Origin of the sequence: Escherichia ruysiae, from assembly GCF_031323975.1 — a bacterium.
GTDB lineage: Bacteria > Pseudomonadota > Gammaproteobacteria > Enterobacterales > Enterobacteriaceae > Escherichia > Escherichia ruysiae.
Map to the genome: position 1 here is coordinate 3,578,464 of NZ_JAVIWS010000001.1, position 24,494 is coordinate 3,602,957.

The window sequence follows — 24,494 nt, forward strand, 5'->3', positions numbered from 1 at the left end:
GTTGGGGCAGATGAAAAAGCACTGTTCCCGGCAGCCAGGAAAACCGCACACCGTAATAGTAATACACCGGAAAGCCGCCCGACACCCCATGACGGTGCGCCAGCGGTATGACATCCGCAAGTTGGATCTGAATCAGCGCAAGTTACCCTTAAGTTGCCCCCATGTTGGGGCTAAGTTGGGGGAGTGAAAATCCCCCGCAGGCTGCGCCATTACTGGCCTGAATGCCCCGCAAGTTGGGGCAGCACGAAAACCCCTGTTCCACCCTCTGTTCTTATCCCCATCGTACCGTAATCTCACTCAGGACAATCATCATGACAAAGCCCAAATCACCGGGACCGGAAGCCCTTTATCTCAGCCGCCAGAACGAACACACGACACAGCGCCGGCATATGCTCGCCTGGCTGGAAAGCCTGGAAGCCGCAGGCTACAGCGCGCGCAGCGTGGAAGGCTACCGCGAACGGGTGCTGCCGTTCGTGACGTGGTGCGAGGAGCGCGGGCTGCTGTACGCGCCACAGGTCAGCCTGTCGGTGCTGGAAGCGTACCAGCGCCATCTTCGCAGCTACCGCAAGGCCGACGGTAACACGCTGGCGGTGGGTGGGCAGCTTAACCGCTTAAGCGCAGTGAAGAACTTCTACCGCTGGCTGCTGAAACGCCACGTCATCCTCTACAGTCCGGCGGAGATGCTGACACTGCCGAAGGAAGAGAAACGGCTTCCGGCGCAGGTGTTCAGCGAGCAGGAGACGCGGCAGGTGCTGGGCAGTCTGGACACGGAGAAGCCGCTGGGCCTGCGTAACCGGGCGATCCTGGAGGTGTTATGGAGTACCGGGATCAGGCGCATGGAGGTGGCGAACCTGATGTTATGTGACGTGGACTTCACGCGGGGCGTGGTGAACGTGCGCCAGGGCAAAGGGAAAAAGGATCGCGTTGTTCCTGTGGGCCATGTGGCGCTGGAGTGGGTGACGCGCTACCTGCGCGATGTGCGGCCCCGGCTGGCTTACCGCTTCGACAGTGGTCATCTGTTCATCACCTGGCACGGCAAAGGACTGAACCGGGGAACGCTGACGCAGATCGGCGGGGAAACCATCCGGGAGAAAGCGCGTATCAACAAGCCGGGGGCGTGTCACATCTTCCGGCACTCGATGGCGACGCAGATGCTGGACAACGGCGCGGACACGCGGCATATCCAGGCGATCCTCGGCCATGAGAAGCTGGAGACGACGCAGATCTATACGCGGGTAGCCATCGGTCACTTACAGGAAGTTCACGCGCTGACGCACCCGGAAGAGCAGGACGAGACATGGCAGGAACGACGTGGCCCGCAGGTGGCGGCAGAGCCGCAGACGCGGCGTGAGCGTAATCACGCAGAGATGGAGCGGGCGCTGGTCAGCAGGAAACGCAGCCGGAGACGCTGATGCAGGCCGGAAGCGTGATCATCGCCGGACAGCCTGAAAAGTTAGCGGGCGATCCCTGTAAGGCCGTGGGGTGAGGGGCAGGGCAGACAACCGCCTTCCCTGGCGGTTGACTGCCCCCTGCCAGCGGAGTGCGCGGGGGTAAATGCCGTTCGCCCCGTGGAGGCAGGCGTGTCCCATGCAGCCACGGCGCACGGGGCAAACGTCATTCAACATAATGCGGGGGATTATGCGCACTCTCGCCGGGTGGCAATGACGGCGAACCCGACCCGCTGCGCGCGGCTCGTGTTCGCACAATCCGCATTATGTCTGGCGCCCCCGCGTTCAGCCCCGCAGTCCGTGCAGCGCAAAGCTTCGCTCTGCTGTTGGCAGTGGTGCCGTTCTGTGGCCCCGCAGTCGCCGCCCTCCCTGGCGGCTCCGGTGGTCCGGTCCGGCCCCGTCATCGTGGGGCAGCCTGTTGTAAGAGGTTGTCGGCCTGGCGGCCTCCGCTTAAAAGGGCTTTATGCCCGCCCGGCGTCGTCTGGCTGCGGCGGCTCGTGCCGCGCAAAAAGGCCGCGCGTCACTCGTTCCCGCCTCGCAAGCCACCGCTGCCCGCCCCGGTCAGGTGTGGTCATGCAAAGGCAACCACCGGTCAGGCAGCGGTGCCACAGAGCGCCGTTCCGTCGCTTGCGGACTCTCTGCCGCCCGCACCCGCAGACCCCGCGCCGTGGCCCCGCCATGCCGCCGGAGGCGTCCTGGCGGCCCCCCGTCACGGGTTGCCGGAAACGGACTTAGTGGAAAGCGGAATGACAGGCGGTGGTGGTGATGCTATGGTTAGCGGGCGTGAAAACGCGTGTCGGGAAAGTTGGGTTAACATGTTGTTAAATAAGTAAAAAGCAGTGGCTGTGAAGCGGGTAACGGCGCGGGCGGTAGCGTGTTAAAAAGTGTGACCTGCACCGGATCGTTCCGATGACCCGATAGGGCTGAGAGGCGGATTAAACTTATACCAATACGCGCCTAATCCAGTAAACTGGATCGATCCTTTGGGTTTGAAATGTGGGCAACCTGAATGGACAAATCATGGATACAAACATTTTCCTCCAAAAAACAAATCATGGAAGGATATAATTAAATCAACAAAATCAGGCCCGGCAAAATATTCTCCAGATATTGATATTAAAACGTTGGAATACGATGTTTTTAATACAGGCACACCTGTTACGAACGGTAAACCATGGAAAGTAAAAGATATGGGAAAAGTTATTGGGGCCAGTGAGGGTAAAGAATCTCAATGGGTTCGAGTTGAACTTAGCGGTGGGACAATACATGGACATCCTATATCAATCGATGAATTCCGAAGGCTAACAACATCATGAACATTGATTTCTTAGGAAAAAAAGGGAATATAGTTTTTAATGACTTCTCCCTGAAACAAAGCATCCCTCTTAATGAACAGCGAGATGAACTTAAGGAAGATATGCTCCAGGTTGAATATCCTGGTGGGTATCTTTTGGATGTTGGGTGGCGACCATCTTTTGATATAAATGGGAAGTTTTATATTTGTTTAATAAAGGATTTTGATTGGGATTATCCCATTTATAATGGTTCTGCGAAAGATATTGTCTCATTATTATTTGAAATTAACCAAGCTATAAATAAACTTTAAAAAAACTGGGAAGAAAATTAAATCTTCCCGGCTTTTTATTATTTAACTCTCGTTCAGCACACTAAACATCCCGTTCCGCATCCCCTTAACCGCCTGTTTGACCTGGTAAAGTTCCCTGCGCAGTTCCTGTACTTCGTTGTTATCCGCTAGCAGGATCAGGCAACCTTCCGAGATCTTCACGGTAACGCCCGTGCCGATCTCAAATCCCGCTTCTCTCAGCCATTTGGCGCTGATTTTGATCACCGGCGTGTCGCTTCGGTTGGGCAGATAGCCCACGGTACAGTGGCGCTGTGTTTTGGAAATGATATTTTTGTATTTAACCTGCTGATTAGATAGTAAAATAAACTTCGTGCAGATAGCTTACTTTGTCAGGGTGTGGCGGTAGCGTATGAACTATGACGTGATGGTTTTAGTGATTTATAGACGAAACTGACAGTACGATCCGGACTTCGATTAGATTGCGCGATTTGACCCGATAGGGCTGGCGGGTGGATTAAATCTCTATAGTTATGTTCCAAACCCGTTATCATGGATAGATCCTCTTGGATTATCACCAGTAAGTCCTAAAACAATTCTATTCTCACAAGATAGTATAAATGGTGTTTTTGAAGACGGAAGAAATGTTAATGGGCTTATTCACAGACTTATAAATGACCCGTCATATATAAATCACGTTGAACCTATTAGAAAAGTTAGAATGCGGGATTTACCTGCAAATGTTCAGGAAAGATTGTTATCACAAGGTGCTCATAAAGATTCAGTCTTTACTTTAGATAATAGACGACTTTATGCTGCCAAAGCAGCCGGTGTATCGAAGATCCCTTCGAGATGGGCTACTCCAGAGGAATTGTCAAAAATTAATTTAGATCGAAGATTTTCAACTCAAAATGGCGGCAGAACAGTGAGGACAAGAGGTTGTGGCTAATATGATTGTAAAAGCACTAGAAACAAAATATGGTCAAATATATGGCCGAGATGCGTTGATTTTAACTGGGACAGAGTTAAATCTGTATCCATTTAACTTTACCATCAAAGCTTCCTTATCGTTGTCTGCCTGCAAACCTGCTATTAAAGATGCTCATGATGTAAGTCTCGAGATTTTTATTAGCAAAATTGAAAAGTTATCTATATATAAAGTTGATAATTATCCTCTTGATCAATATACTACATCAAGTTTCGATTTAGTAGAGGATATCCAAAGAGATGGAGTTCAGCACATAATTATCAGTACTTATGACCATGTGTTCGATATTATAGGGATATATGAAATTAAATATTGTTAAATAATAAAAGGGGGCGAAATCAGCATCGCCCCTTTTATTTATTTCTCGTTCAGCACACTAAACATCCCGTTCCGCATCCCCTTAACCACCTGTTTAACCTGATAAAGTTCCTCCCGCAGTTCCTGTGCCTCGTCACTGTCAGCGATGATGGTCAGGCACCCCTCCGAAATCTTCACCGTCACACCTTGTCCGGTATCAAATCCCGCCTCAGCGAGCCAGTCGCCTTTAAGGTGCAGGCTGGGGTGTCGTGAATAATACGTGGTCATGCCTGTTTTACTGTTCTGATGGCGGGCGCTGACATAGCCCACCTGATACTGGCGCTGCGTTTTGGAAATGGTGACTTCTGGCGTAATATCGTGTTCAGCCATGATTAACTACCTCAGTTAGTTGCTTGTGGTGAGCGGCGGTTAAGGGTTGCCGCCCTTAGTCACCGCGTTATTTATCAGTCAGTTACGCGCCTGAACAATCAGGGCCTGTAACATCTCCGAAATCATCTTCTGCTTTGCCTTCGGCAGGCTGTCGATCTCTTCAATAAGCTGCTGCCATTTTGGCGCGGGGCCACGCTTACGGGCGATCTTCTCCGGTTCTTCGCCAAGCAAATCCTCCAGAGAAACCGCTAACAGTCTTGCCACGGCTGGGAGTATGGATATCTGTATCCGCCGCCTTCCGGCTTCCCATGCCTGTACGGCCTGCTGGGAGACATTCAGCGCCTGTGCAACCTGCGTCTGTGTCATCCCGGCATCCTTCCTCAGCGCGGTGATCCGCCTGCCCAGTTCCGTAATAAATACCTGTTCTTCGTTGCTTATTGGTGCGGCCATAGTCGTTTTACCTGAAATCCTTTGAGACCTGATGACCATAATCTACTCCATGTTTTACATTTAACTGTTGTAAATACTACTAGCTGATGTATATACTTGTCGAGTTATTTTTATACAAACCCTATTGACAGGTTTTTACAGGAGTTCCCGTTATGGCCCGCATCCCGGAAGCAGAGTTGCAGCACCTGAAAGCCGCCGTCTCCTTAGTCGCCGTGGTTCAGGCGCAGGGGCGACAACTGGTTAAGAAGGGGAAGGACTTCACCACGCTGTGCCCGTTCCATGACGAGAAAACGCCGTCCTGTGTGATCTCGCCGGAGAAAAACCTGTATCACTGCTTCGGCTGTAACGCAGGCGGTTCGGTGCTGGACTGGGTGATGCAGACGGAAAAACTCAGCCTGCGTAAGGCGGCGGAACGTCTGAAAGCGGAGCTGGGCGATAATCCCGCCGTGGTGCCGCTGGTTACCAAAGATGAGCCGGAAATCTTCGCGGAAGATGAAGCGGGCCGTCAGGCGCTGCTGGGCCGCGTGGTGGACTTCTATCACCACACGCTGCTGAACGCACCGGAAGCGGTGGCGTATCTGGAAAAGCGCCGCCTTAACCATCCTGAACTGGTCGCCGCCTTTAAACCCGGCTTCGCCAACCGGACGCTGCCTTACCGCCTGCCAGCGGTTAAATCACGCGCCGGAGAAAAGATCCGCGCCCGGCTTAAGGGGGTGGGGGTGCTGCGTGAGTCCGGGCATGAGCATTTTACAGGGTCGCTGGTTGTGCCGGTGATGGATCTGAACGGGCAGATCCGCGAGATGTACGGGCGCAAGATCGGCGGCGATCTGCGTAAGGGAACGCCGCTGCATCTGTACCTTCCTGGCGCTCACGGCGGCGTGTGGAATGAGCAGGCGCTGATCGGTTCATCAACGGTTGTCCTGTGCGAATCGCTGATCGACGCCATGTCGTTCTGGGTCGCCGGGGTCCGTAACGTCACGGCGGCTTACGGGGTGAACGGCTTCACCGGTGAGATGCGGGCCGCACTGCTGGCACACGGCGTCAGGCAGGTACTGATCGCCTACGACAACGATCCGGCGGGCAATGAGGCGGCGGTGAAACGGGCTTCTTCCTTAGCCGCTTCCGGGATCGCCACGTTCCGCGTACTGTTCCCGGCGGGCATGGATGCGAACGGTTATCTGTGCAGTGTGGCAGAGCCGGAACAGGCGTTCAGTCTGTTGCTGGATGGCGCGGTGCCCATGAGTGACCTGGCCGATGCGGAGAGTATCGCGCCGCAGGCCAGCGCGGAGCCTGCACACCTGACTTCATTAGCTGCCGGGGTTGCGGTCTTACCCGCAGCCGCCGCGCCTGCACCGGGCGTCAGCGTGGAAACCCTGACCGATGGCGAACTGATGGTAGCCTTACCCGGCGAACGCTGGACTATCAGGGGCGTAAGCCGCAAACCGAACGTCGCCGCGATGAAGGTCAATGCGCAGGTGCTGGACACCAACAGCGGCGTGGTGTTCGCTGATGCGGTGGATATGATGAGCGCCCGCAGCCGTTCCGGTTATGCGCGGGCCGCAGCGGCAGAGCTTGGGCTTGCCGAAGGCGACCTGCGCCGTTCGCTGGGTAAGGTGCTGCTGGCGCTGGAGCACTGGCAGGCGGCACCGGAGCCGGAGAGCGTCGCCCCGGAGATGACGCCGGAAGATCGGGAGGCGGCGCTGGATCTGCTGCGCGACGAGTGTCTTGCCGGGCGCATCGCTTCTGATATGGCGGCGTGTGGCGTGGTGGGTGAGTCCACCAACCTGACGGCGGCGTATCTGGCGGCGGTGTCGCGCAAACTGGACAGGCCGCTGGCGGTGCTGATCCAGTCATCGAGCGCGGCGGGTAAGTCCAGCTTAATGGATGCGGTGCTCAATCTGATCCCGCCGGAAGAACGGCTGCAATACAGCGCCATGACCGGGCAGAGCCTGTTCTACCTCGGCGAAACCAACCTGCAACACAAGATCCTCGCCATCGCAGAAGAAGAAGGTGTGCGCCAGGCGGCGTATGCGCTGAAACTGTTGCAGTCAGACGGGGAACTGACCATCGCCAGTACGGGCAAGGACGACGCCAGCGGCAACCTGGTAACCAAACAGTACACGGTGAAAGGCCCGGTGATGCTGATGCTGACCACCACGGCGATCGACGTCGATGAAGAACTGTTAAACCGTTGCCTGGTGCTGACGGTGAACGAGTCGCGGGAGCAGACGGAGGCCATCCACGCGGCGCAGCGTTACGCGCAGACGCTGGAAGGCCTTCTGGCGGCGAATGAAAAAAGTTACATCACTCAGCTTCACCAGAACGCGCAGCGGCTGTTACGCCCGCTCAACGTGGTGAACCCGTTCGCGTCACAACTGACCTTCATGAGCAACAAGACGCGCACCCGGCGCGACCATATGAAATACCTGACGCTGATCCAGAGCATCACGCTGCTGCACCAGTACCAGCGGGAGATCAAGCGCGTGGAGCATCGCGGGCAGGTGGTGGAGTACATCGAGGTGACGCGGGAGGACATCGCCCTGGCGAACCAGTTAGCGCATGAAATACTCGGGCGCACCCTGGACGAGATGCCGCCGCAGACGCGGAAACTGTTAACCCTGATCCAGCAATGGGTGAGCGGCAGCGGTCAGGTGCGTGAGGCGATGCTGTTCACCCGTAAACAACTGCGTGACGCGGTGCAGTGGGGCGACACGCAGCTTAAGATCCACCTGGCGCGGCTGGTCGAAATGGAATACCTGCTGGTCCACCGTCGCGGGCTGACGTTCTGCTATGAACTGCTGTTCGACGGGGACGGCAACGCAGACGCCGCGCACCTGTGCGGTCTGATCGACGTGCCGGAAACGCCGGAGAAACCACCGTATGACTCCGCCCGGTCGGGGCAGGCGGTGAAGCAGTCGGCCTCCGGTCGGGCAGTGGTCGGCGGTCAGTCGGGTAAGGCTGAAACCGTGCCAGACCAGACACCACAAGGCTTACAGGCCGGATCTGTCGGGGCAGAGGAAAAAGCCCTGTTCCGGCAGAACGCAAAAAACCTGCCCCGCAATCATACTGCGGCCCGTCCGGGCCGGAGCAACACGGAAGCATAAGTACGACTTCATCCGGTCGGGGCAACGGCTGCAATGGTCGGCCCCCGGTCGGCAGTCAGTCGGCAGGTGGTCGGGTAACGTAAAATCCCCGCAGGCCGCGCCCTGCAAGGCTGATACCACGAAGCGGTCGGCCTGCCTGAAAATCACTGTTCCACCCTCTGTTCTTATCCCCATCGTACCGTAATCTCACTCAGGACAATCATCATGACAAAGCCCAAATCACCGGGGCCGGAAGCCCTTTATCTCAGCCGCCAGAACGAACACACGACGCAGCGCCGGCATGTGCTCGCCTGGCTGGAAAGCCTGGAAGCCGCAGGCTACAGCGCGCGCAGCGTGGAAGGCTACCGCGAACGGGTGCTGCCGTTCGTGACGTGGTGCGAGGAGCGCGGGCTGCTGTACGCGCCGCAGATAAGCCTGGCCGTGCTGGAAGCGTACCAGCGCCACTTACGCAGTTACCGCAAGGCCGACGGCAACACGCTGGCGGTGGGCGGGCAGCTTAACCGCCTCAGTGCGGTGAAAAACTTCTACCGCTGGCTGCTGAAACGCCACGTCATCCTCTACAGTCCGGCGGAGATGCTGACACTGCCGAAGGAAGAGAAACGGCTTCCGGCGCAGGTGTTCAGCGAGCAGGAGACGCGGCAGGTGCTGGGCAGTCTGGACACGGAGAAGCCGCTGGGCCTGCGTAACCGGGCGATCCTGGAGGTGTTATGGAGTACCGGGATCAGGCGCATGGAGGTGGCGAACCTGATGTTATGTGACGTGGACTTCACGCGGGGCGTGGTGAACGTGCGCCAGGGCAAAGGGAAAAAGGATCGCGTTGTTCCTGTGGGCCATGTGGCGCTGGAGTGGGTGACGCGCTACCTGCGCGATGTGCGGCCCCGGCTGGCTTACCGCTTCGACAGTGGTCATCTGTTCATCACCTGGCACGGCAAAGGACTGAACCGGGGAACGCTGACGCAGATCGGCGGGGAAACCATCCGGGAGAAAGCGCGTATCAACAAGCCCGGAGCCTGCCACATCTTCCGGCACTCAATGGCGACGCAGATGCTGGACAACGGCGCGGACACTCGGCATATCCAGGCGATCCTCGGCCATGAGAAGCTGGAGACGACGCAGGTCTACACGCGGGTAGCCATCGGTCACTTGCAGGAAGTTCACGCGCTGACGCACCCGGAAGAGCAGGATGAGACATGGCAGGAACGGCACGTTGCGGATGCGGTGGCAGAGCCGCAGACGCGGCGTGAGCGTAACCATGCAGAGATGGAGCGGGCGCTGGTCAGCAGGAAACGCAGCCGGAGACGCTGACGTCGGGCGAAGCAGCTGCGCCGCCGGAAAGACCGCAAAGTTAGCGGGCGATCCCTGTGAGGCCGTGGGGTGCGGTGCAGGGCAGACAACCGCCTTCCCTGGCGGTTGACTGCCCCCTGCCAGCGGAGAGCGCGGGGGTAAATGCCGTTCGCCCCGTGGAGGCAGGCGTGTCCCATGCGGCCACGCGCACGGGGCAAACGTCATTCAACATAATGCGGGGGATTATGCGCACTCTCGCCGGGTGGCAACGGCGGCGAACCCGACCCGCTGCGCGCGGCTCGTGTTCGCACAATCCGCATTATGTCTGACGCCCCCGCGTTCAGCCCCGTGGTCCGTGCAGCGCAAAGCTTCGCTGGCGCTCCGCTCTGCTGTCGGGTGCGGTGTTCTTCTGTGGCCCCGCAGCCGCCGCCATCCCTGGCGGCTCCGGTGGTCCGGTCCGGCGGCGTCATCGTGGGGCAGCCTGTTGTAAGAGGTTGTCGGCCTGGCGGCCTCCGCTTAAAAGGGCTTTATGCCCGCCCGGCGTCGTCTGGCTGCGGCGGCTCGTGCCGCGCAAAAGGCCGCGCGTCACTCGTTCCCGCCTCGCCAGCCACCGCTGCCCGCCCAGGTCCGGTGTGGTCATGCAAAGGCAACCCCCGGTCAGGCAGCGGTGCCACAGAGCGCCGTTCCGTCGCTTGCGGACTCTCTGCCGCCCGCACCCGCAGACCCGCGCCGTGGCCCCGCCATGCCGCCGGAGGCGGCCTGGCAGCCCCCCGTCGCGGGTTGCCGGAAACGGACTTAGTGGAAAGCGGAATGACAGGCGGTGGTGGTGATGCTATGGTGAGCGGGCGTGCAAACGCGTATCGGGAAAGTCGGGTTAACGTGCTGTTAAATAAGTAAAAGGTGATGGCCGGGAAGCCAGAAACGGCGCGGGCGGTAGCATGTTAAAAAGTGTGACCCCCACCGGATCGTCCCGATGATCCGATAGGGCTACTTGGCGGGTTAAACTTATATCAGTATGCTTCAAACCCTCTCAGTTGGATCGACCCATTAGGTCTGGCTTGTATAAAAAATAAAGTGGATGGAACTGCAAGAGAAGCCAGAGCTAGGGCTATTTTAGAAAAGCGTTACGGTAAGGGAAATGTTTTAAGTGAGCGTTATTTAAGAGGTGCTGATGGTAAATCAGTTAAGGACCCTTTAACTGGCGAGCGCCGTAGAGTGGATTTTGTTGTAAAGGGACAAGATGGAAAATGGCATGGCGTGGAAATAACAAGTAAGACAGCAAATAAGGATCTTCAGCTTGCTAAAGAAGGACGAATACGCGAGTTGGGAGGTGTTTATGTTAAGGATCCTAGTACTGGGAAGTTAGTCTATGTCGAAGATGTCTCAATTGTGGTTAGAGGGAAGTAGGAGTATATATGCAAGATATTGATTTTACACTATATAGTCTTCCAATGCTTCTTACCAGAAATAAAAGTAAGGAGTGGCGTGAGCAGATTTTAGCTCGTGCTAATATTTTGGTTTCTTTTTTATATAAAAATAACTTATTAGTAAGTGTGACACCTTTTGATGGTGACAATAATCTGAAAGAAGATTTGGTTATAAAAAAATCAAATGTTACGAATGAAGGACTTGAGTTATTTAAAAGTGTAATTCCTAGATGGTCTCAGTTTCTTGATAAAGGTGGGAAAATAGAGAATATTAGCCGTCTTGAGAAAGGACTGGACAAAATACGGAGTTGCAAAAATTGATTAATAGCCGGGTAAGAAATTAACTCTTCCCGGCTTTTTATTATTTAACTCTCGTTCAGCACACTAAACATCCCATCACGCATCACCTTAACCGATTGTTTAACCTGATAAAGTTCTTCCCGCAGTTCCTGCACCTCGTCACTGTCAGCGATGATGGTCAGGCACCCCTCCGAGATCTTCACCGTCACACCCCGCCCGGTATCAAACCCGGCCTCTTTCAGCCAGTCGCTCTTGAGGTTCAGGCTGGGGTGTTGTGAATAATACCGGGCTATACCGGTTGTGCGGTCTTCGTGGCGGGCGCTGACATAGCCGACTTTATAGCGGCGCTGTGTTTTGGAAATGGTGACTTCTGGCGTAATATCGTGTTCAGCCATGATTAACTACCTTGATTAGTTGCTTGTGGTGAGCGGTGATTAAGGGGGGGGGGACAGCCCCAGGGAAAGATCACATAACGTTGTTTTTTGCACTAAATAATTCGCACTATATATTCAATAATTGAGTAATTCCTTATTACTCAAAACTGTTTTTCACAGCTTATATATAATCAAATACTCCTTACATAAATAAGGAGAACAAAATGGTACTTAAAAAATGATGGAGCATATTTCTATTACCCCTGATTACAGACAAGCCTGGAAAGTGGAACATAATTTGTCAGATATTCTACTGTTGACTATTTGTGCCGTCATTTTCGGGGCTGAAGGATAGGAAGATATAGAGGATTTTGGAGAAACACATCTCGATTTTTTGAAGCAATATGGTCATTTTAAAAATGGCATCCCCGTTCACGATTCCATTGCCAGAGTTGGATCCTGTATCAGTCCTGCAAAATTTTAACTGGATGCGTGACTGCCATTCCTCAAATGATAAAGACATTATCGCAATTGATGGAAAAACGCTCCGGCACTCTTATGATAAGAGTCGCCGCAAGGGAGCGATTCATGTCATTAGTGCGTTCTCAACTATGCACAGTCTGAGCCTTGGGCAGATTAAGACAGATGAGAAATCCAATGAGATTACAGTGACCGCGCGTCAGTCCTTGCGGAGGGCGTCTACCCAGCCCCTTCCCTAAAAACAACGCCCACTCACAGCAACCTGAACCCATCCGCGTCCTGCCATGCCGGGAATTTTTCACGATATTCTCGTAATGCCACCATCGAAAGTTCTGCATCAATGCGTGTGGCCTGGTGTGGTTCGGCGCTAGCGAGAGTTTCGCCTTGCGGATTAATCACCCGACTGTCGCCGCGATAGTGGCAGCCATTGCCATCGCTACCCACGCGATTACATCCCGCCACATACGCCTGATTTTCAATAGCGCGAGCCGTCAGCAAAGCCTGCCAGTGCAGAGAGCGCGGGGCAGGCCAGTTGGCGACGTAGATTGCCAGGTCATAATCGTTGAAATTGCGCGACCACACCGGAAAACGTAGGTCGTAGCACACCAGCGGCAAAATACGCCAGCCGCGCCATTCCACAATCACTCGCTCATTGCCCGCTTTATAATGCAGATGCTCATCCGCCATGCGGAACAGATGACGCTTGTCATAAAAATGTACCGTGCCGCCCGGCTCAACCAGCAAAAAGCGATTAACCGAACCTGAGTCCGTTTGTAATGCAACACTGCCCGCAATCAACGCATTGCACTGTTGCGCTTTGGCGCTCATCCAGTCCACCACGTTCTCTTGCGATAGCGATGAAACCGCCGCTTCCATGGCAAAGCCGCTGGTGAACATCTCTGGTAGAACGATCGCATCGCGCCCGGTAATACCTTCCAGTTGACGATCAAAATGGCGCAGGTTGGCAGGACCATCCATCCACACCAACGGTTGCTGCAAAAGCGTAATCTTCAAACCAGGCACGGTGTACAACTCCTTTATTCGAGGGGTTTTATAACTTTAACACGTTATCAGGCTATTACCTTACTGCGGAATAAATTGATAACAAATGCAGATATTGGAAATATCTGATTTGCAAAATATCGTGTTATCGCCAGGCTTTAGGGTGTTAATAACATGGGCAGGATAAGCTCGGGAGGAATGATGTTTAAGGCAATAACGACAGTCGCCGCTTTGGTCATCGCCACCAGTGCAATGGCGCAGGATGATTTAACAATTAGCAGCCTGGCAAAGGGCGAAGCCACCAAAGCTGCGTTTAATCAGATGGTGCAAGGGCATAAGCTACCAGTCTGGGTGATGAAAGGCGGTACTTATACCCCCGCACAAACCGTAACGTTGGGCGATGAGACTTATCAGGTGATGAGTGCGTGCAAACCGCATGATTGCGGCTCGCAACGTATTGCGGTGATGTGGTCCGAGAAATCTAATCAGATGACGGGTCTGTTCTCAACCATTGATGAGAAAACTTCGCAAGAGAAGCTCACCTGGCTGAATGTGAACGATGCGCTCTCGATTGATGGTAAAACGGTGCTGTTCGCGGCGTTGACTGGCAGCCTGGAAAACCATCCGGATGGATTTAATTTCAAATAATTAGCTGATAAAGAAACGGAGCCTTTCGGCTCCGTTATTCAATTACGCGGCTTCAACTTTCCGCACTTTCTCCGGCAACTTTACCGGCTTCGTCGCCAGCTCTTCCGGTTCAAAGTCATCAACGTTAATACTGCGCAGACGGCTCTCTTCCGCTTTCACCAGAATGGCGGCTTCATCTTTATCAATTAGCCCTTTCGCCAGCGCGTTGTGTGCCAGTTCATCCAGACGGGTAAATGGCAGATTTTTACCCAGCTCTTTACAGATCCGCTGATGAATTGGATCGGCGGCAATCACATCTACCAGCGCCTCTTCCAGCAAGCCAACCGGATTATGCTCACTCGGCGTCAGGTACTGACCGCGACCAATGCGAGAACGGGTGGCGTTTGGCACTTGTAAAATCTTCGCCACCTTATGATCCAGCTTGTCAGACGGCGCCAGATAGTGACGACCGGTTGGGAAGATCACCATATTCAGCAGTCCGGCAACCACGCGGTTCGGGAAGTTTTGTAGCAAATCATCCATCGCCTGTTCAGCCTGATACAGCGCATCCTGAACGCCCCAGTGCACCAGCGGCAGGTCAGCTTCATTGCGGCCTTCGTCGTCATAACGTTTCAAAACGGCGGAGGCGAGGTAAAGCTGACTTAAAATATCCCCCAGACGTGCCGAGATACGCTCACGGCGTTTCAGGCTACCACCCAGCACCGCCATCGACACATCAGAAAGTAGGGCAAGGTTGGCGCTCAGGCGGTTCAGGTGCTGATAATAACGTTTAGTTGCATCGCCGGTTGGCGTACTGCTGGTTAACCCGCGCGTCAAACCAAGCCAGAAGCTACGAACTTTGTTACTACCGACGTGACCGATATGTTTGAACAACAGTTTATCGAACGCGTTGACGTCATTGTTTTTTGCCGCTTCCATCTCTTCCAGCACATATGGATGACAACGAATCGCCCCCTGACCGAAGATCATCATGCTACGGGTCAGAATATTCGCCCCTTCAACGGTGATGGCAATCGGAGCCCCCTGGTAAGCACGCGCCAGGAAGTTGCTCTGACCGAGCATAATGCCTTTACCACCAGTAATATCCATCGCATCGATAATCGACTGCTGCCCACGGTGGGTACAGTGATACTTAACGATAGCCGACAGCACAGCCGGTTTTTCACCGAGCATAATGCCGTAGGTAATCAGCGACGCCGCAGCATCCATTACGTAAGCATTACCGGCAATACGCGCCAGCGGCTCTTCAATCCCTTCCATCTTACCGATAGAGATTTTGAACTGACGACGAATGTGAGCATACGCGCCCGTTGCCAGCGCCACCGACTTCACGCCGCCGGTTGAGTTGGAAGGCAGGGTGATGCCACGACCTACCGAGAGACACTCCACCAGCATCCGCCAGCCTTGTCCGGCCATTTTGGGGCCGCCGATAATGTAATCGATCGGTACGAAGACATCTTTGCCACGCGTCGGTCCGTTCTGGAACGGTACGTTCAGAGGGAAGTGGCGACGACCAATTTCCACGCCCGGCGTGGTGGTCGGGATCAGCGCACAGGTAATGCCTAAATCTTCGTCTCCGCCGAGCAGTTTGTCCGGGTCGGAGAGTTTAAACGCCAGCCCAAGCACGGTCGCAATTGGTGCCAGCGTAATGTAGCGTTTGTTCCAGGTCAGACGCATTCCCAGCACCTGCTGGCCCTGCCACTCACCCATGCAAACAATCCCGGTGTCCGGAATAGCGCCCGCATCGGAACCCGCTTCCGGGCTGGTTAGCGCAAAGCAAGGGATCTCCTGACCACGTGCCAGACGCGGCAGATAGTGCTTTTTCTGCTCATCAGTGCCGTAATGTTGCAGCAGCTCGCCCGGGCCTAATGAGTTCGGCACGCCGACGGTAATCGCCAGGATCCCGCTCACGCCGGAGAGTTTTTGTAGCACGCGAGACTGGGCATAAGCCGAGAACTCCAGCCCGCCGTACTCTTTTTTGATGATCATCGCGAAGAAACGATGCTCTTTCAGATATGCCCACAGCTCCGGCGGCAGATCTGCCAGTTCATGGGTAATCTGGAAATCATTCGCCATCCGGCAGGCTTCTTCTACCGGGCCGTCGAGAAACGCTTGCTCTTCTGCGGTCAGGCGCGGCTGCGGATAGTTATGCAGCTTTTTCCAGTCCGGCTTGCCCTGGAACAAGTCGCCCTCCCACCAGGTGGTGCCCGCATCAATCGCTTCTTTCTCAGTGCGCGACATCGGTGGCATCACCTTACGGAAACCGCGAAATACCGGCGCTGAAATCATCGACTTACGCATTGGCGCAAAGTTAAATGGCACGAGGATAATGGCCAGAGGCACCAGTATCCACGCCGACCACAAACCAGAGACGCCGAGGGCGGCTGTCCAGGCGAGCAAAATCAGACTGCTGATAAATAAGCTCACGCGGTGATAAAACAACGCGCCGAGCAGGACAACCGTAGCGAGAATACTCAAAATCATCATAACGAAAAGCCCCTTACTTGTAGGAGGTCTGACCACTTGTGATGATATGGTTGTAGTGGATGTGAAAACATTTAGCAATGTGTTTACAATATAATTACAACAAAGCTCACATTGTTGCTGTTTTTATCCGCACTTCAGGTCAAAAAGTCCTGGTCATTCCGCCGCACTGGTCTTCTCGCTTCTGGCGGTATCCGGTACACTGCATTTTGTCTAATTCATTTATGCTGAAGGATATCCTCATGTACCAGGATCTTATTCGTAACGAACTGAACGAAGCGGCGGAAACGCTGGCTAACTTTTTAAAAGATGACGCCAATATTCACGCCATTCAGCGCGCGGCGGTCCTGTTAGCAGACAGTTTTAAAGCCGGTGGCAAAGTGCTTTCCTGCGGCAACGGCGGCTCCCATTGCGACGCCATGCACTTTGCAGAAGAACTGACGGGGCGCTACCGTGAAAACCGTCCGGGTTATCCGGCGATTGCCATTTCTGATGTCAGCCACATCACCTGTGTGGGGAATGATTTTGGGTTTAACGACATTTTCTCCCGTTACGTTGAAGCAGTAGGTCGCGAAGGTGATGTGCTGCTGGGGATCTCCACCTCGGGTAACTCTGCAAACGTAATCAAGGCGATTGCGGCGGCGCGTGAGAAGGGCATGAAAGTGATCACCCTGACCGGTAAAGACGGCGGCAAAATGGCTGGCACGGCGGATATCGAAATTCGCGTTCCGCACTTTGGCTATGCCGATCGCATTCAGGAGATCCACATTAAAGTTATCCATATCCTGATCCAGTTAATTGAAAAAGAGATGGTTAAGTAAGAGCACTTCCCCCTCTCCCTTTCAGGGAGAGGGTCGGGGTGAGGATAACAGCACTCACTTTTTTACTTTTTAATCAATCTTCGCCGGGGCATTTCCCCTGCTGTTGTGGAGGTTACCGATGTGCGAATTGCTCGGGATGAGCGCCAACGTCCCTACCGATATCTGCTTTAGTTTCACCGGGCTTGTACAGCGCGGTGGTGGAACCGGGCCACATAAAGATGGCTGGGGCATTACCTTTTACGAAGGCAAAGGTTGTCGCACATTTAAAGATCCACAACCCAGCTTTAATTCCCCCATCGCTAAACTGGTTCAGGACTACCCGATAAAATCCTGCTCGGTAATCGCTCATATTCGCCAGGCAAATCGGGGCGAGGTGGCGCTGGAAAATACTCACCCGTTTACCCGTGAGCTATGGGGACGCAACTGGACTTATGCGCACAACGGGCAACTGACGGGCTATAAATCACTGGAAACCGGCAACTTCCGTCCGGTAGGTGAAACCGACAGCGAAAAAGCCTTCTGCTGGTTGTTGTATAAACTGACGCAGCGTTACCCGCGCACGCCGGGCAACATGGCGGCGGTGTTTAAATATATCGCCTCACTGGCGGATGAGTTGCGGCAGAAGGGCGTTTTCAACATGCTGCTTTCAGACGGGCGCTATGTAATGGCGTATTGCTCGACTAATTTACACTGGATCACCCGGCGCGCGCCGTTTGGCGTGGCGACGTTGCTGGATCAGGATGTGGAAATCGACTTCAGCTCGCAGACCACACCGAATGATGTGGTCACGGTGATTGCGACACAGCCGCTGACGGGCAATGAAACCTGGCAAAAGATTATGCCAGGCGAATGGCGCTTATTTTGCCTCGGGGAGCGTGTAGTTTGATGCCAGTTGTGGTTGCACAACTTCGTGGCTTAACGGCTTGCTGACGACGTAACGGCCATTGACCACAGAAACGGTCGGTGGCTTACGAGTCTGTTCAAAGTAGTCGTAGCCCGGCTTCAGTTGCTCCCAGAAGTCCTTAAAGTTGGAATACTTATGGCGCTTCATATTGGCGTCGGTCATGCGGAACGGGTAAATACTCACCTGCACGCTCGGCTGACCAAATACTAGCGCACCAGTAACGAACTGGAAGATCTCATCAATACCCTGATTGGTCATCGCGTAGCAGCCGATGGAAACACAATCGCCGTGAATCATCAGGTATTTCCCTTCGTAACCATGCGCGCGGTCATAGGCATTAGGGAAACCAATATTGATTGCTTTGTAGTAACGGCTGTCTGGTTTTAATTGATTACGCTGAACGCTATAAAACCCTTCCGGACTTTTGAAATCGCCCTGACGCTGTTTGGGGCCTAACCCGCCGGAATATTTACAGATTTTATAACTGTCGAGCAGTTGATATTGCTCGCCCATTTTGACGTAGAGATCGAGCGTGCGCTCTTCCTTGAAGATTTGGATGTAGACAGGAGATCCCATCAACTGCTGCTTATACTCTTTGCTCACTGGCGTGGTGGAACTACCGCTGCCCAGCAAACTGGCAAACGAAACGCACGGGATCAACAACATCGCAAGAATTAATGCGATTTTACGCATACTGCTTATTCCTTGATAAAACGGTTACACACGCCAGGGCGGCAAAATAGATCCCAAATCGGAATAGTCTGGATTTGGAAGGCTCACATTAGCACCAAAAGAGTTTTACGCAAGCCTGTCGGTGCAGGGTTTACAAATTTAGCATAAGAGGCGATTTTCAAAAGTCCGAAAAGCGTATGTATCGCGGATTAATTACTTATTTCCTAAGATTATGAAACCCCAATATTAATATGCAAATAAGCAATTAATAATCCCGTTTACTCCCTCGGTCTTTTAAAATTCTCACCTTCATTCAGCCGGTTTATGTCCTTCATGTCTTCGTTCTTTCACGGCAGATTTCTGCATCCAGGCGTGTTTTCGTTATGCGTTTTGCTTCCTGTACTCGCCAGCGCCACCACATCACACATCTCTTTCAGCTACGCCGCCCGCCAGCGGATGCAAAACCGTGCGCGTTTATTAAAACAGTACCAAACCCATCTGAAAAAACAGGCCAGCTACATTGTGGAAGGTAATGCCGAAAGCAGAAAGGCGCTGCGCCAGCATAACCGCGAACAGATAAAACAGCATCCTGAATGGTTTCCTGCGCCACTCAAGGCGAGTGACAGACGCTGGCAGGCACTGGCAGAGAACAACCATTTCTTAAGCAGCAATCATCTGCACAACATTACCGAAGTAGCGATCCACCGCCTGGAGCTGCAGCTTGGCAAGCCCTACGTCTGGGGCGGCACGCGGCCCGATAAAGGCTTCGACTGTAGCGGGTTAGTTTTTTATGCCTACAACAAGATCCTCGAGGCGAAACTTCCGCGCACGGCGAATGAGATGTATCACTACCATCGGGCGACGATTGTGGCGAACAACGACCTGCGCCGGGGGGATTTGCTGTTTTTCCATATTCATAGCCGTGAGATAGCTGACCATATGGGCGTGTATCTGGGCGATGGACAGTTTATCGAGTCGCCACGCACCGGGGAAACCATTCGGATAAGTCGCTTAGCCGAACCTTTCTGGCAGGATCATTTTTTGGGCGCGCGACGGATTTTGACGGAAGAGACGATTTTGTAAATGGGTAATATTGACGATCAGGCAAAGGGTCGGATGCCATGCGGCATCCGGCCTGTTTACATCTGGGCTGAAAACTCACGTTCTAAGACATCAACAATGAGCTGGTTTTTTGAAATGGAATGTTGCCTGGCGACGATGGTCAGCCGTGAATCGATGTGATGAGGAACGCGCAGCGTCAGGCGTTTTTGCTCTTCTTCTTCACGAAAAGGGGCAATGCCGTCCTCTTCACAATCTGCAATCCACTCATCCAGCGCGCTTTCACCTTCACGGTACAATGCTTCAATGCTTGTGGCCACAAAGTCGCAATAACCATTTACATTAAGGAATTTGCCGCGAAATGCGTTGATATCAGCTTCAAATGTCACTGCGGCTGGTTGACCTTTAATTGTGATAATGTTCGATGCTTGAGATATTAATGAACGCGTTTTCATCATCTTATCAATCCCTGACGTCATAAATTGATGTCATCGTATTGCGTTTCTTAAAAGGCATCAACTCAACGCCCCCATTATCTTCAACTCCAGCTCGTCCGGCACTTCGTTATACGACAGCACATGCAGCCCTGGCGCAAACAATCTTGCGTAGCGCGCCAGCAAAGGACGCAACTGCGGCGGCACCAGCAACACCGGGTCTTTCCCCGCCGCTTTCATCTGCTCTTTCACCTGCGGCATCGTGCTCTGGAACTGGTTGAGCATATTCGGGTCAACCGGCACGCTGTCGAGCATCACTTTCCCGCCCTGTTGCGCCTGACTCACCACATTGGTCAGCAGATTTTCCAGCTCATTATTCAGCGTATATACCGTCAGCTCCTGCTTGCGAACGAACGGATGGGTAATGCTACGCCGCAGCGCCAGGCGCACATCGGCTGCCAGCAGAATATGATCTTTGGTCACTGTACTACTGGCAACTAGCACGGTGGCGATGGTGACGATATCGCGCAGGGAAACGCCTTCGGTCAGCAGCGCACGGTACACTTTCAGCAACTGGCTGTAATTCAGCGCCGCGCTCAAATCTTCCGCCAGGCGCGGTGCCATCGACGACAGGCGGTTATGTAACTGCGTAATATCGTCATAGTTAAACAAATCAGGGATATAGCTGCGCACAATCTTGTTCACATGGGTGGCAATCACGCTGGCGCTGTCGATCACCTGATACCCCATATTCAGCGCCTTCGCTTTCTGCGCAGGTTGAATCCAGGTCACCGGCATCCCATACGCCGGGTCATTCCCCAGCACGCCATCAATCTCGCCGTAGGTTTCGCTGGAGGGCAGGGCCATCAGTTTATCCGCCGGAATATCCGCTTCATCAGCCTTAATGCCGTTGATGAAAATAGCGTACTGGCTGGGCTTGAGGCGGAAGTTTTCCCGAATACGGATCTCCGGTAGCAGCACGCCGTTGCCGTCGGAAATCACCTGCCGCACGCCGCGAATACGCTGGGTGAGCGGGTTACCCTGTGCTTTATCGACCAGCGCCACCAGCTTATAACCGAGGCTTAAACTGATGGGTTCGATCAGCGGAATGGTCTCCCAACTGACCTGTTGCTCGCTGGTTTCGGTGATAGTGCGGGTCAGCGTTTCGAGGCTTTTCTCTTCCGCCTCCGCCGCCTGAGGGCGTTTGCTCATCCGCCAGCCGGTAAAACCAAGCAGGGCGCTGAACATCAGGAACGGGAAGTGTGGCATTCCCGGCACCACCGCCAGCACGAACATAATCCCGGTGGCGGTGTAGAGCACCGACGGGCTTGCCAGCAGTTGGTGGCGCACGTCGTGGGCGATATCGCCGTTGTCGCTGACGCGGGTGACAATAATCGCCGCCGCAGTGGAGAGCAGCAAGGAAGGTATCTGCGCCACCAGGCCGTCGCCGATGGTCATCAGCACGTATTGCTGGAAGGCGGCATCGGCGCTCAGGTTGTATTTGAAGATCCCGATACAGACACCGCCGATCAGGTTGATTGCCAGAATCATCATCCCCGCGATGGCGTCCCCGCGCACAAACTTCGATGCCCCGTCCATCGCGCCATAGAAATCGGCCTCGCTGGCAACATCTTTACGCCGGGTTTGCGCCTGCGCCTGGTTGATCAACCCGGCGTTAAGATCGGCATCAATCGCCATCTGTTTGCCGGGCATCGCGTCTAAGGTAAAGCGGGCAGAAACCTCGGAAATACGCTCGGCCCCTTTGGTGACGACGATAAAGTTGATGATCATCAGAATGATAAACACCACGAAACCGACAACAAAGTTGCCGCCAATCACCACCTGACCAAACGACTCAATCACCTTACCCGCCGCACCCGCGCCGAGATGTCCGTGCAGCAACACCACGCGCGTAGAGGCGACGTTAAGCGTCAGGCGCATTAAGGTGGTGATCAGCAAAATGGTCGGGAACAGGCTGAATTCCAGCGGCCTTTTCGCCGACACCGCCACCAGCAGTACCATCACCGCCAACACAATGTTGAAGGTGAACAGAATATCCAGCAGCGCAGGCGGCAGCGGCAGAATAACCATCGCCAGAATACACAGGATCACCAGCGGCACGCCGAGATTGCCGCCGCGCAGCAGCGCGAGGAACGATTTAGTTGTTTTCGCCATCCAGTTTAAGCACCTCTTTGGGAATGGAAATATGTCTGTTCAGAGCCGGACGCGGCTGTGCGCCGTCGCGCCAGTGTTTCATTTGCAGGACGTAGGTCAGAACGTGGGCGATGGCCCGGTAAAGCTGAAACGGAATTTGCTGATTCACCTGGGTGGTGTAGTAAACCGAGCGCGCCAGTCGCGGGAACTCCACCACCTCCACCTGATTTTCAGTAGCGACCTGGCGAATATAGAGGGCGATTTCATCGGTGCCTTTCGCCACCACAAACGGCGCGGCAGCGCGCGACTGGTCATACTGCAACGCAACGGCGTAGTGGGTCGGGTTAGTGATCACCACGTTGGCTTTCGGCACCACTTTGCGGATTTGCCCCATCGCCAGTTGCCGTTGCAGCCGCCGCACGCGCGCCTTCACTTCCGGCTTGCCTTCCTGATTTTTGTACTCTTCTTTCAGCTCCTGTTTGGTCATCTTCAGCCCTTTGGTAAACAGGGCTTTCGCCAGCGGCACGTCGACAAGCGCAAAGAAGATAAACAGGATGACAAAGTTGCGCATCACGCTGGCGTAGAGCGACAAACCATCGTTAATTGCCAGTTTGAACGGTAGCGCCTGCAGGCCGAGAAAGGCGGTAAAGTTATTGCGCAGGCTAATCCACAACATCACCAGCACCACCACCGACTTCACCGTCATCTTCCCCGTTTCCGCCAGATGTTCACTGGAGAACAGCCGCCCAATGCCTTTTAACGGGCTGATTTTGCTGAAATCCGGGAGGATTTTTTTCGGCAGAAACAGCCAGCCGCCGGGCACCAGCGATGAGAGCAGCGCGGCGGCGGGCATCGGCAGCAAGGTGAGAATAAACTTGCCGAGAATTAACAGATGATGGCGCAGAAACTGGCCGATAACGTCCGGGTTATTAATCTCCTGCGCGTACTGATGCACGCTGATAAAACTCTCGCGCACAAAATCGGCATACCACGGGAAGCTGCTGGAGATCACCACAAACGCCGCAAACAGGCTCGCCGCGAGCCCCATATCCTTCGAGCGCGGCAGTTGCCCCTCTTCACGCGCTTTACGCAGCTTTTGCGCCGAGGGCTTTTCTGTTTTTTCTTCGCTGCTGCTATCCGCCATAGTGACCTTTCAGCGCGTCGAGTTGCTGCAATACAAAATTCGCCAGATGCAGATAGTGATCCGGCAGGTTGTAGAGCAGGGTGGCAAAGCAGACCAGCCCCGCCAGCATGTTGATGGGAAAGCCGAGCGAAAAGAGATTTAGCGGCGGCGCAATGCGGTTGAGCAGGCCAAAGCAGCCCTGCACAATCAGCATGATAAAAGTGGTTGGCAGCGCCAGCAGCGATGCCGATGCCAGCACCCAGCTAAAGGCCAGCGCGATGGTGCGCAGGGTTTGCGGATGCAGCGCGTTGCCAATCGGCCAGTAAGTGAAGCCCTTGTACAGCACGCTTACCAGCAGCAGATGCCCGTCCATCGCAAAAAACAGCAGGATCGCGTAGACGTTGATAAGCTCCGCCAGCACGGTGGTCGATGCGCCGCTGCTTGGGTCGTTCATCACCGCCATGCTCATCCCCATATTGAACGAGAGAATTTGCCCGGCCAGTTGCAGCGCGAGAAACAGAAACTGAAACATCAGCCCGAACAACATGCCCCATAAAATTTGCTCCACCGTCAGGATCAGGCTGTTGAGCGATAGCAGGTCGTGGGGAATGGGATGCGGAATTAACGGTGTGATGATGATCGCCAGCGCCAGCGCCATAATAATCCGCACGCGCACGGTCAGGGCGCTGTTATCCAGCACCGGCACATAGCGCAGAAACGCCATAATGCGCACGAAGGGAAACCACAGCCCCAGCGCCAGATCCATCAATTGCGTCACGTCGCTTGTGCGCATCTCAATGAACCAGCAACGCGGCCTGGGTAAACAGGTGAATGCACAGATCGTGCAACTGGATAATCATCCATTTGCCGCACACGCCAAGCACGACCAGCGTGACAATCAGCCTTGGTAGAAAGCTCAGGGTTTGTTCGTTAATCTGCGTCACTGCCTGGAACACGCTCACCAGCAGGCCGACCAGCAGGCTCGGCACCACCAGTACGGAAACCAGCAAAATCACCACTTTTATGCCGCTGGCGACAATGTCGGCGGCTACGTCTACGGTCAACATAA

General features: G+C 54.3%; 25 protein-coding genes and 2 pseudogenes. 15 read left to right on the forward strand and 12 right to left on the reverse strand.

Features of this window, described 5'->3' with window-relative positions; genetic code table 11:
• Positions 1-311 precede the first annotated feature (311 nt).
• The 4 genes and pseudogenes from xerC (RGV86_RS17255) to RGV86_RS17275 all read left to right on the forward strand — a co-directional run bounded on the left by xerC (RGV86_RS17255) (position 312) and on the right by RGV86_RS17275 (position 3,054).
• Positions 312-1,412, forward strand: coding sequence for a site-specific tyrosine recombinase XerC (gene xerC, locus RGV86_RS17255; RefSeq protein ID WP_309508472.1), 1,101 nt, complete (start codon positions 312-314; stop codon positions 1,410-1,412).
• 533 nt (positions 1,413-1,945) lie between these two features.
• Positions 1,946-2,281 (forward strand): hypothetical protein, encoded by a 336-nt coding sequence (locus RGV86_RS17260; RefSeq protein WP_286136792.1) that lies wholly within the window; start codon positions 1,946-1,948, stop codon positions 2,279-2,281.
• Between the two features lie 72 nt (positions 2,282-2,353).
• Positions 2,354-2,764: pseudogene (locus RGV86_RS17270) on the forward strand (RHS repeat-associated core domain-containing protein); the annotation flags it as partial.
• Positions 2,761-3,054: a hypothetical protein gene (locus RGV86_RS17275; RefSeq protein ID WP_001017803.1), complete on the forward strand. Its 294-nt coding sequence runs from the start codon at positions 2,761-2,763 to the stop codon at positions 3,052-3,054. The pseudogene RGV86_RS17270 and the gene RGV86_RS17275, both read left to right, overlap by 4 nt.
• 42 nt (positions 3,055-3,096) lie before the next feature.
• Here RGV86_RS17275 and RGV86_RS17280 read toward each other — a convergent pair whose 3' ends face one another.
• A complete protein-coding gene (locus RGV86_RS17280; RefSeq protein WP_274541217.1) occupies positions 3,097-3,357 on the reverse strand; it encodes a SymE family type I addiction module toxin in 261 nt (86 codons plus the stop codon).
• A 623-nt stretch (positions 3,358-3,980) separates the two neighbouring features.
• Between RGV86_RS17280 and RGV86_RS17285 the strand changes: the two genes are divergently transcribed.
• Positions 3,981-4,337, forward strand: coding sequence for a hypothetical protein (locus RGV86_RS17285; protein WP_085460366.1), 357 nt, complete (start codon positions 3,981-3,983; stop codon positions 4,335-4,337).
• Between the two features lie 38 nt (positions 4,338-4,375).
• On the opposite strand, the gene RGV86_RS17290 is transcribed toward RGV86_RS17285, so the two are convergent.
• The gene (locus RGV86_RS17290; protein ID WP_085460367.1) at positions 4,376-4,705 is read right to left on the reverse strand and encodes a SymE family type I addiction module toxin; all 330 of its coding nucleotides are present in this window, start codon (positions 4,703-4,705) and stop codon (positions 4,376-4,378) included.
• Between the two features lie 78 nt (positions 4,706-4,783).
• Entirely contained in the window at positions 4,784-5,155 is a 372-nt protein-coding gene (locus tag RGV86_RS17295; RefSeq protein ID WP_085460752.1) for a helix-turn-helix domain-containing protein, read from the reverse strand.
• A gap of 152 nt (positions 5,156-5,307) precedes the next feature.
• On the opposite strand from RGV86_RS17295, the gene RGV86_RS17300 reads away from it, so the two are divergent.
• From RGV86_RS17300 to RGV86_RS17320, 5 genes are all read left to right on the forward strand, one after another.
• On the forward strand, positions 5,308-8,259 hold the full coding sequence (locus RGV86_RS17300; protein WP_309508471.1) for a CHC2 zinc finger domain-containing protein: 2,952 nt from the start codon (positions 5,308-5,310) through the stop codon (positions 8,257-8,259).
• Between the two features lie 204 nt (positions 8,260-8,463).
• Complete coding sequence (gene xerC / locus RGV86_RS17305) at positions 8,464-9,564, forward strand: site-specific tyrosine recombinase XerC (RefSeq protein WP_309508470.1); 1,101 nt, start codon at positions 8,464-8,466, stop codon at positions 9,562-9,564.
• A gap of 390 nt (positions 9,565-9,954) precedes the next feature.
• Positions 9,955-10,440: a hypothetical protein gene (locus RGV86_RS17310; RefSeq protein ID WP_309508469.1), complete on the forward strand. Its 486-nt coding sequence runs from the start codon at positions 9,955-9,957 to the stop codon at positions 10,438-10,440.
• A gap of 177 nt (positions 10,441-10,617) precedes the next feature.
• On the forward strand, positions 10,618-10,950 hold the full coding sequence (locus tag RGV86_RS17315; RefSeq protein WP_085460369.1) for a hypothetical protein: 333 nt from the start codon (positions 10,618-10,620) through the stop codon (positions 10,948-10,950).
• A gap of 8 nt (positions 10,951-10,958) precedes the next feature.
• Positions 10,959-11,291 carry a hypothetical protein gene (locus RGV86_RS17320; protein ID WP_085460370.1) on the forward strand — a complete coding sequence of 111 codons (333 nt, stop codon included), beginning with the start codon at positions 10,959-10,961 and terminating at the stop codon, positions 11,289-11,291.
• Between the two features lie 44 nt (positions 11,292-11,335).
• Here the strand turns inward: RGV86_RS17320 and RGV86_RS17325 are convergent, their stop codons facing one another.
• Complete coding sequence (locus RGV86_RS17325; RefSeq protein ID WP_137598252.1) at positions 11,336-11,665, reverse strand: SymE family type I addiction module toxin; 330 nt, start codon at positions 11,663-11,665, stop codon at positions 11,336-11,338.
• A gap of 217 nt (positions 11,666-11,882) precedes the next feature.
• On the opposite strand from RGV86_RS17325, the pseudogene RGV86_RS17330 reads away from it, so the two are divergent.
• Positions 11,883-12,312 (forward strand): annotated as a pseudogene (locus RGV86_RS17330) (ISAs1 family transposase); the annotation flags it as partial.
• A 64-nt stretch (positions 12,313-12,376) separates the two neighbouring features.
• Here RGV86_RS17330 and RGV86_RS17335 read toward each other — a convergent pair.
• Positions 12,377-13,147, reverse strand: coding sequence for an amidohydrolase (locus RGV86_RS17335; RefSeq protein WP_001118008.1), 771 nt, complete (start codon positions 13,145-13,147; stop codon positions 12,377-12,379).
• Between the two features lie 180 nt (positions 13,148-13,327).
• Here RGV86_RS17335 and ivy point away from each other — a divergent pair, with 180 nt between their 5' ends.
• Positions 13,328-13,774, forward strand: a complete 447-nt coding sequence (gene ivy, locus RGV86_RS17340; protein WP_016159303.1) for an Ivy family C-type lysozyme inhibitor — start codon at positions 13,328-13,330, stop codon at positions 13,772-13,774.
• A 42-nt stretch (positions 13,775-13,816) separates the two neighbouring features.
• Here ivy and fadE read toward each other — a convergent pair whose 3' ends face one another.
• Positions 13,817-16,261 carry an acyl-CoA dehydrogenase FadE gene (gene fadE / locus RGV86_RS17345; RefSeq protein WP_085460373.1) on the reverse strand — a complete coding sequence of 815 codons (2,445 nt, stop codon included), beginning with the start codon at positions 16,259-16,261 and terminating at the stop codon, positions 13,817-13,819.
• A gap of 239 nt (positions 16,262-16,500) precedes the next feature.
• Between fadE and lpcA the strand changes: the two genes are divergently transcribed.
• The gene (gene lpcA / locus RGV86_RS17350) at positions 16,501-17,079 is read left to right on the forward strand and encodes a D-sedoheptulose 7-phosphate isomerase (protein ID WP_016159301.1); all 579 of its coding nucleotides are present in this window, start codon (positions 16,501-16,503) and stop codon (positions 17,077-17,079) included.
• A 118-nt stretch (positions 17,080-17,197) separates the two neighbouring features.
• Positions 17,198-17,965, forward strand: a complete 768-nt coding sequence (locus RGV86_RS17355; RefSeq protein WP_010346050.1) for a class II glutamine amidotransferase — start codon at positions 17,198-17,200, stop codon at positions 17,963-17,965.
• On the opposite strand, the gene dpaA is transcribed toward RGV86_RS17355, so the two are convergent.
• Positions 17,936-18,676 carry a peptidoglycan meso-diaminopimelic acid protein amidase gene (dpaA, locus tag RGV86_RS17360; RefSeq protein WP_001225687.1) on the reverse strand — a complete coding sequence of 247 codons (741 nt, stop codon included), beginning with the start codon at positions 18,674-18,676 and terminating at the stop codon, positions 17,936-17,938. The genes RGV86_RS17355 and dpaA overlap by 30 nt on opposite strands.
• Positions 18,677-18,988: 312 nt before the next feature.
• On the opposite strand from dpaA, the gene RGV86_RS17365 reads away from it, so the two are divergent.
• Positions 18,989-19,738, forward strand: coding sequence for a C40 family peptidase (locus RGV86_RS17365; RefSeq protein WP_000093874.1), 750 nt, complete (start codon positions 18,989-18,991; stop codon positions 19,736-19,738).
• A 56-nt stretch (positions 19,739-19,794) separates the two neighbouring features.
• On the opposite strand, the gene RGV86_RS17370 is transcribed toward RGV86_RS17365, so the two are convergent.
• The 5 genes from RGV86_RS17370 to RGV86_RS17390 all read right to left on the reverse strand — a co-directional run bounded on the left by RGV86_RS17370 (position 19,795) and on the right by RGV86_RS17390 (position 24,492).
• Positions 19,795-20,151: a type II toxin-antitoxin system HicB family antitoxin gene (locus tag RGV86_RS17370; protein ID WP_024165144.1), complete on the reverse strand. Its 357-nt coding sequence runs from the start codon at positions 20,149-20,151 to the stop codon at positions 19,795-19,797.
• Positions 20,152-20,229: 78 nt separating this feature from the next.
• On the reverse strand, positions 20,230-22,323 hold the full coding sequence (gene flhA / locus RGV86_RS17375) for a flagellar biosynthesis protein FlhA (protein ID WP_085460374.1): 2,094 nt from the start codon (positions 22,321-22,323) through the stop codon (positions 20,230-20,232).
• Positions 22,307-23,446, reverse strand: a complete 1,140-nt coding sequence (gene flhB / locus RGV86_RS17380; protein ID WP_137598251.1) for a flagellar type III secretion system protein FlhB — start codon at positions 23,444-23,446, stop codon at positions 22,307-22,309. Before flhB ends, flhA begins: the two co-directional genes overlap by 17 nt.
• On the reverse strand, positions 23,436-24,218 hold the full coding sequence (gene fliR / locus RGV86_RS17385; protein ID WP_085460376.1) for a flagellar biosynthetic protein FliR: 783 nt from the start codon (positions 24,216-24,218) through the stop codon (positions 23,436-23,438). Before fliR ends, flhB begins: the two co-directional genes overlap by 11 nt.
• A gap of 1 nt (position 24,219) precedes the next feature.
• Positions 24,220-24,492, reverse strand: a complete 273-nt coding sequence (locus tag RGV86_RS17390; protein WP_000958542.1) for a flagellar biosynthetic protein FliQ — start codon at positions 24,490-24,492, stop codon at positions 24,220-24,222.
• Positions 24,493-24,494: the final 2 nt, after the last annotated feature.

What these genes read in the sequence shown, in the direction of transcription:
- xerC (WP_309508472.1), top strand. Translation starts at nt 312, where the DNA reads ATGACAAAGCCCAAATCACCGGGACCGGAAGCCCTTTATCTCAGCCGC.
- RGV86_RS17275 (WP_001017803.1), top strand. Translation starts at nt 2,761, where the DNA reads ATGAACATTGATTTCTTAGGAAAAAAAGGGAATATAGTTTTTAATGAC.
- RGV86_RS17285 (WP_085460366.1), top strand. Translation starts at nt 3,981, where the DNA reads ATGATTGTAAAAGCACTAGAAACAAAATATGGTCAAATATATGGCCGA.
- RGV86_RS17290 (WP_085460367.1), bottom strand. Translation starts at nt 4,705, where the DNA reads ATGGCTGAACACGATATTACGCCAGAAGTCACCATTTCCAAAACGCAG.
- RGV86_RS17295 (WP_085460752.1), bottom strand. Translation starts at nt 5,155, where the DNA reads ATGGCCGCACCAATAAGCAACGAAGAACAGGTATTTATTACGGAACTG.
- RGV86_RS17300 (WP_309508471.1), top strand. Translation starts at nt 5,308, where the DNA reads ATGGCCCGCATCCCGGAAGCAGAGTTGCAGCACCTGAAAGCCGCCGTC.
- xerC (WP_309508470.1), top strand. Translation starts at nt 8,464, where the DNA reads ATGACAAAGCCCAAATCACCGGGGCCGGAAGCCCTTTATCTCAGCCGC.
- RGV86_RS17320 (WP_085460370.1), top strand. Translation starts at nt 10,959, where the DNA reads ATGCAAGATATTGATTTTACACTATATAGTCTTCCAATGCTTCTTACC.
- RGV86_RS17325 (WP_137598252.1), bottom strand. Translation starts at nt 11,665, where the DNA reads ATGGCTGAACACGATATTACGCCAGAAGTCACCATTTCCAAAACACAG.
- ivy (WP_016159303.1), top strand. Translation starts at nt 13,328, where the DNA reads ATGTTTAAGGCAATAACGACAGTCGCCGCTTTGGTCATCGCCACCAGT.
- fadE (WP_085460373.1), bottom strand. Translation starts at nt 16,261, where the DNA reads ATGATGATTTTGAGTATTCTCGCTACGGTTGTCCTGCTCGGCGCGTTG.
- lpcA (WP_016159301.1), top strand. Translation starts at nt 16,501, where the DNA reads ATGTACCAGGATCTTATTCGTAACGAACTGAACGAAGCGGCGGAAACG.
- RGV86_RS17355 (WP_010346050.1), top strand. Translation starts at nt 17,198, where the DNA reads ATGTGCGAATTGCTCGGGATGAGCGCCAACGTCCCTACCGATATCTGC.
- dpaA (WP_001225687.1), bottom strand. Translation starts at nt 18,676, where the DNA reads ATGCGTAAAATCGCATTAATTCTTGCGATGTTGTTGATCCCGTGCGTT.
- RGV86_RS17365 (WP_000093874.1), top strand. Translation starts at nt 18,989, where the DNA reads ATGTCTTCGTTCTTTCACGGCAGATTTCTGCATCCAGGCGTGTTTTCG.
- flhA (WP_085460374.1), bottom strand. Translation starts at nt 22,323, where the DNA reads ATGGCGAAAACAACTAAATCGTTCCTCGCGCTGCTGCGCGGCGGCAAT.
- flhB (WP_137598251.1), bottom strand. Translation starts at nt 23,446, where the DNA reads ATGGCGGATAGCAGCAGCGAAGAAAAAACAGAAAAGCCCTCGGCGCAA.
- fliR (WP_085460376.1), bottom strand. Translation starts at nt 24,218, where the DNA reads ATGCGCACAAGCGACGTGACGCAATTGATGGATCTGGCGCTGGGGCTG.
- RGV86_RS17390 (WP_000958542.1), bottom strand. Translation starts at nt 24,492, where the DNA reads ATGTTGACCGTAGACGTAGCCGCCGACATTGTCGCCAGCGGCATAAAA.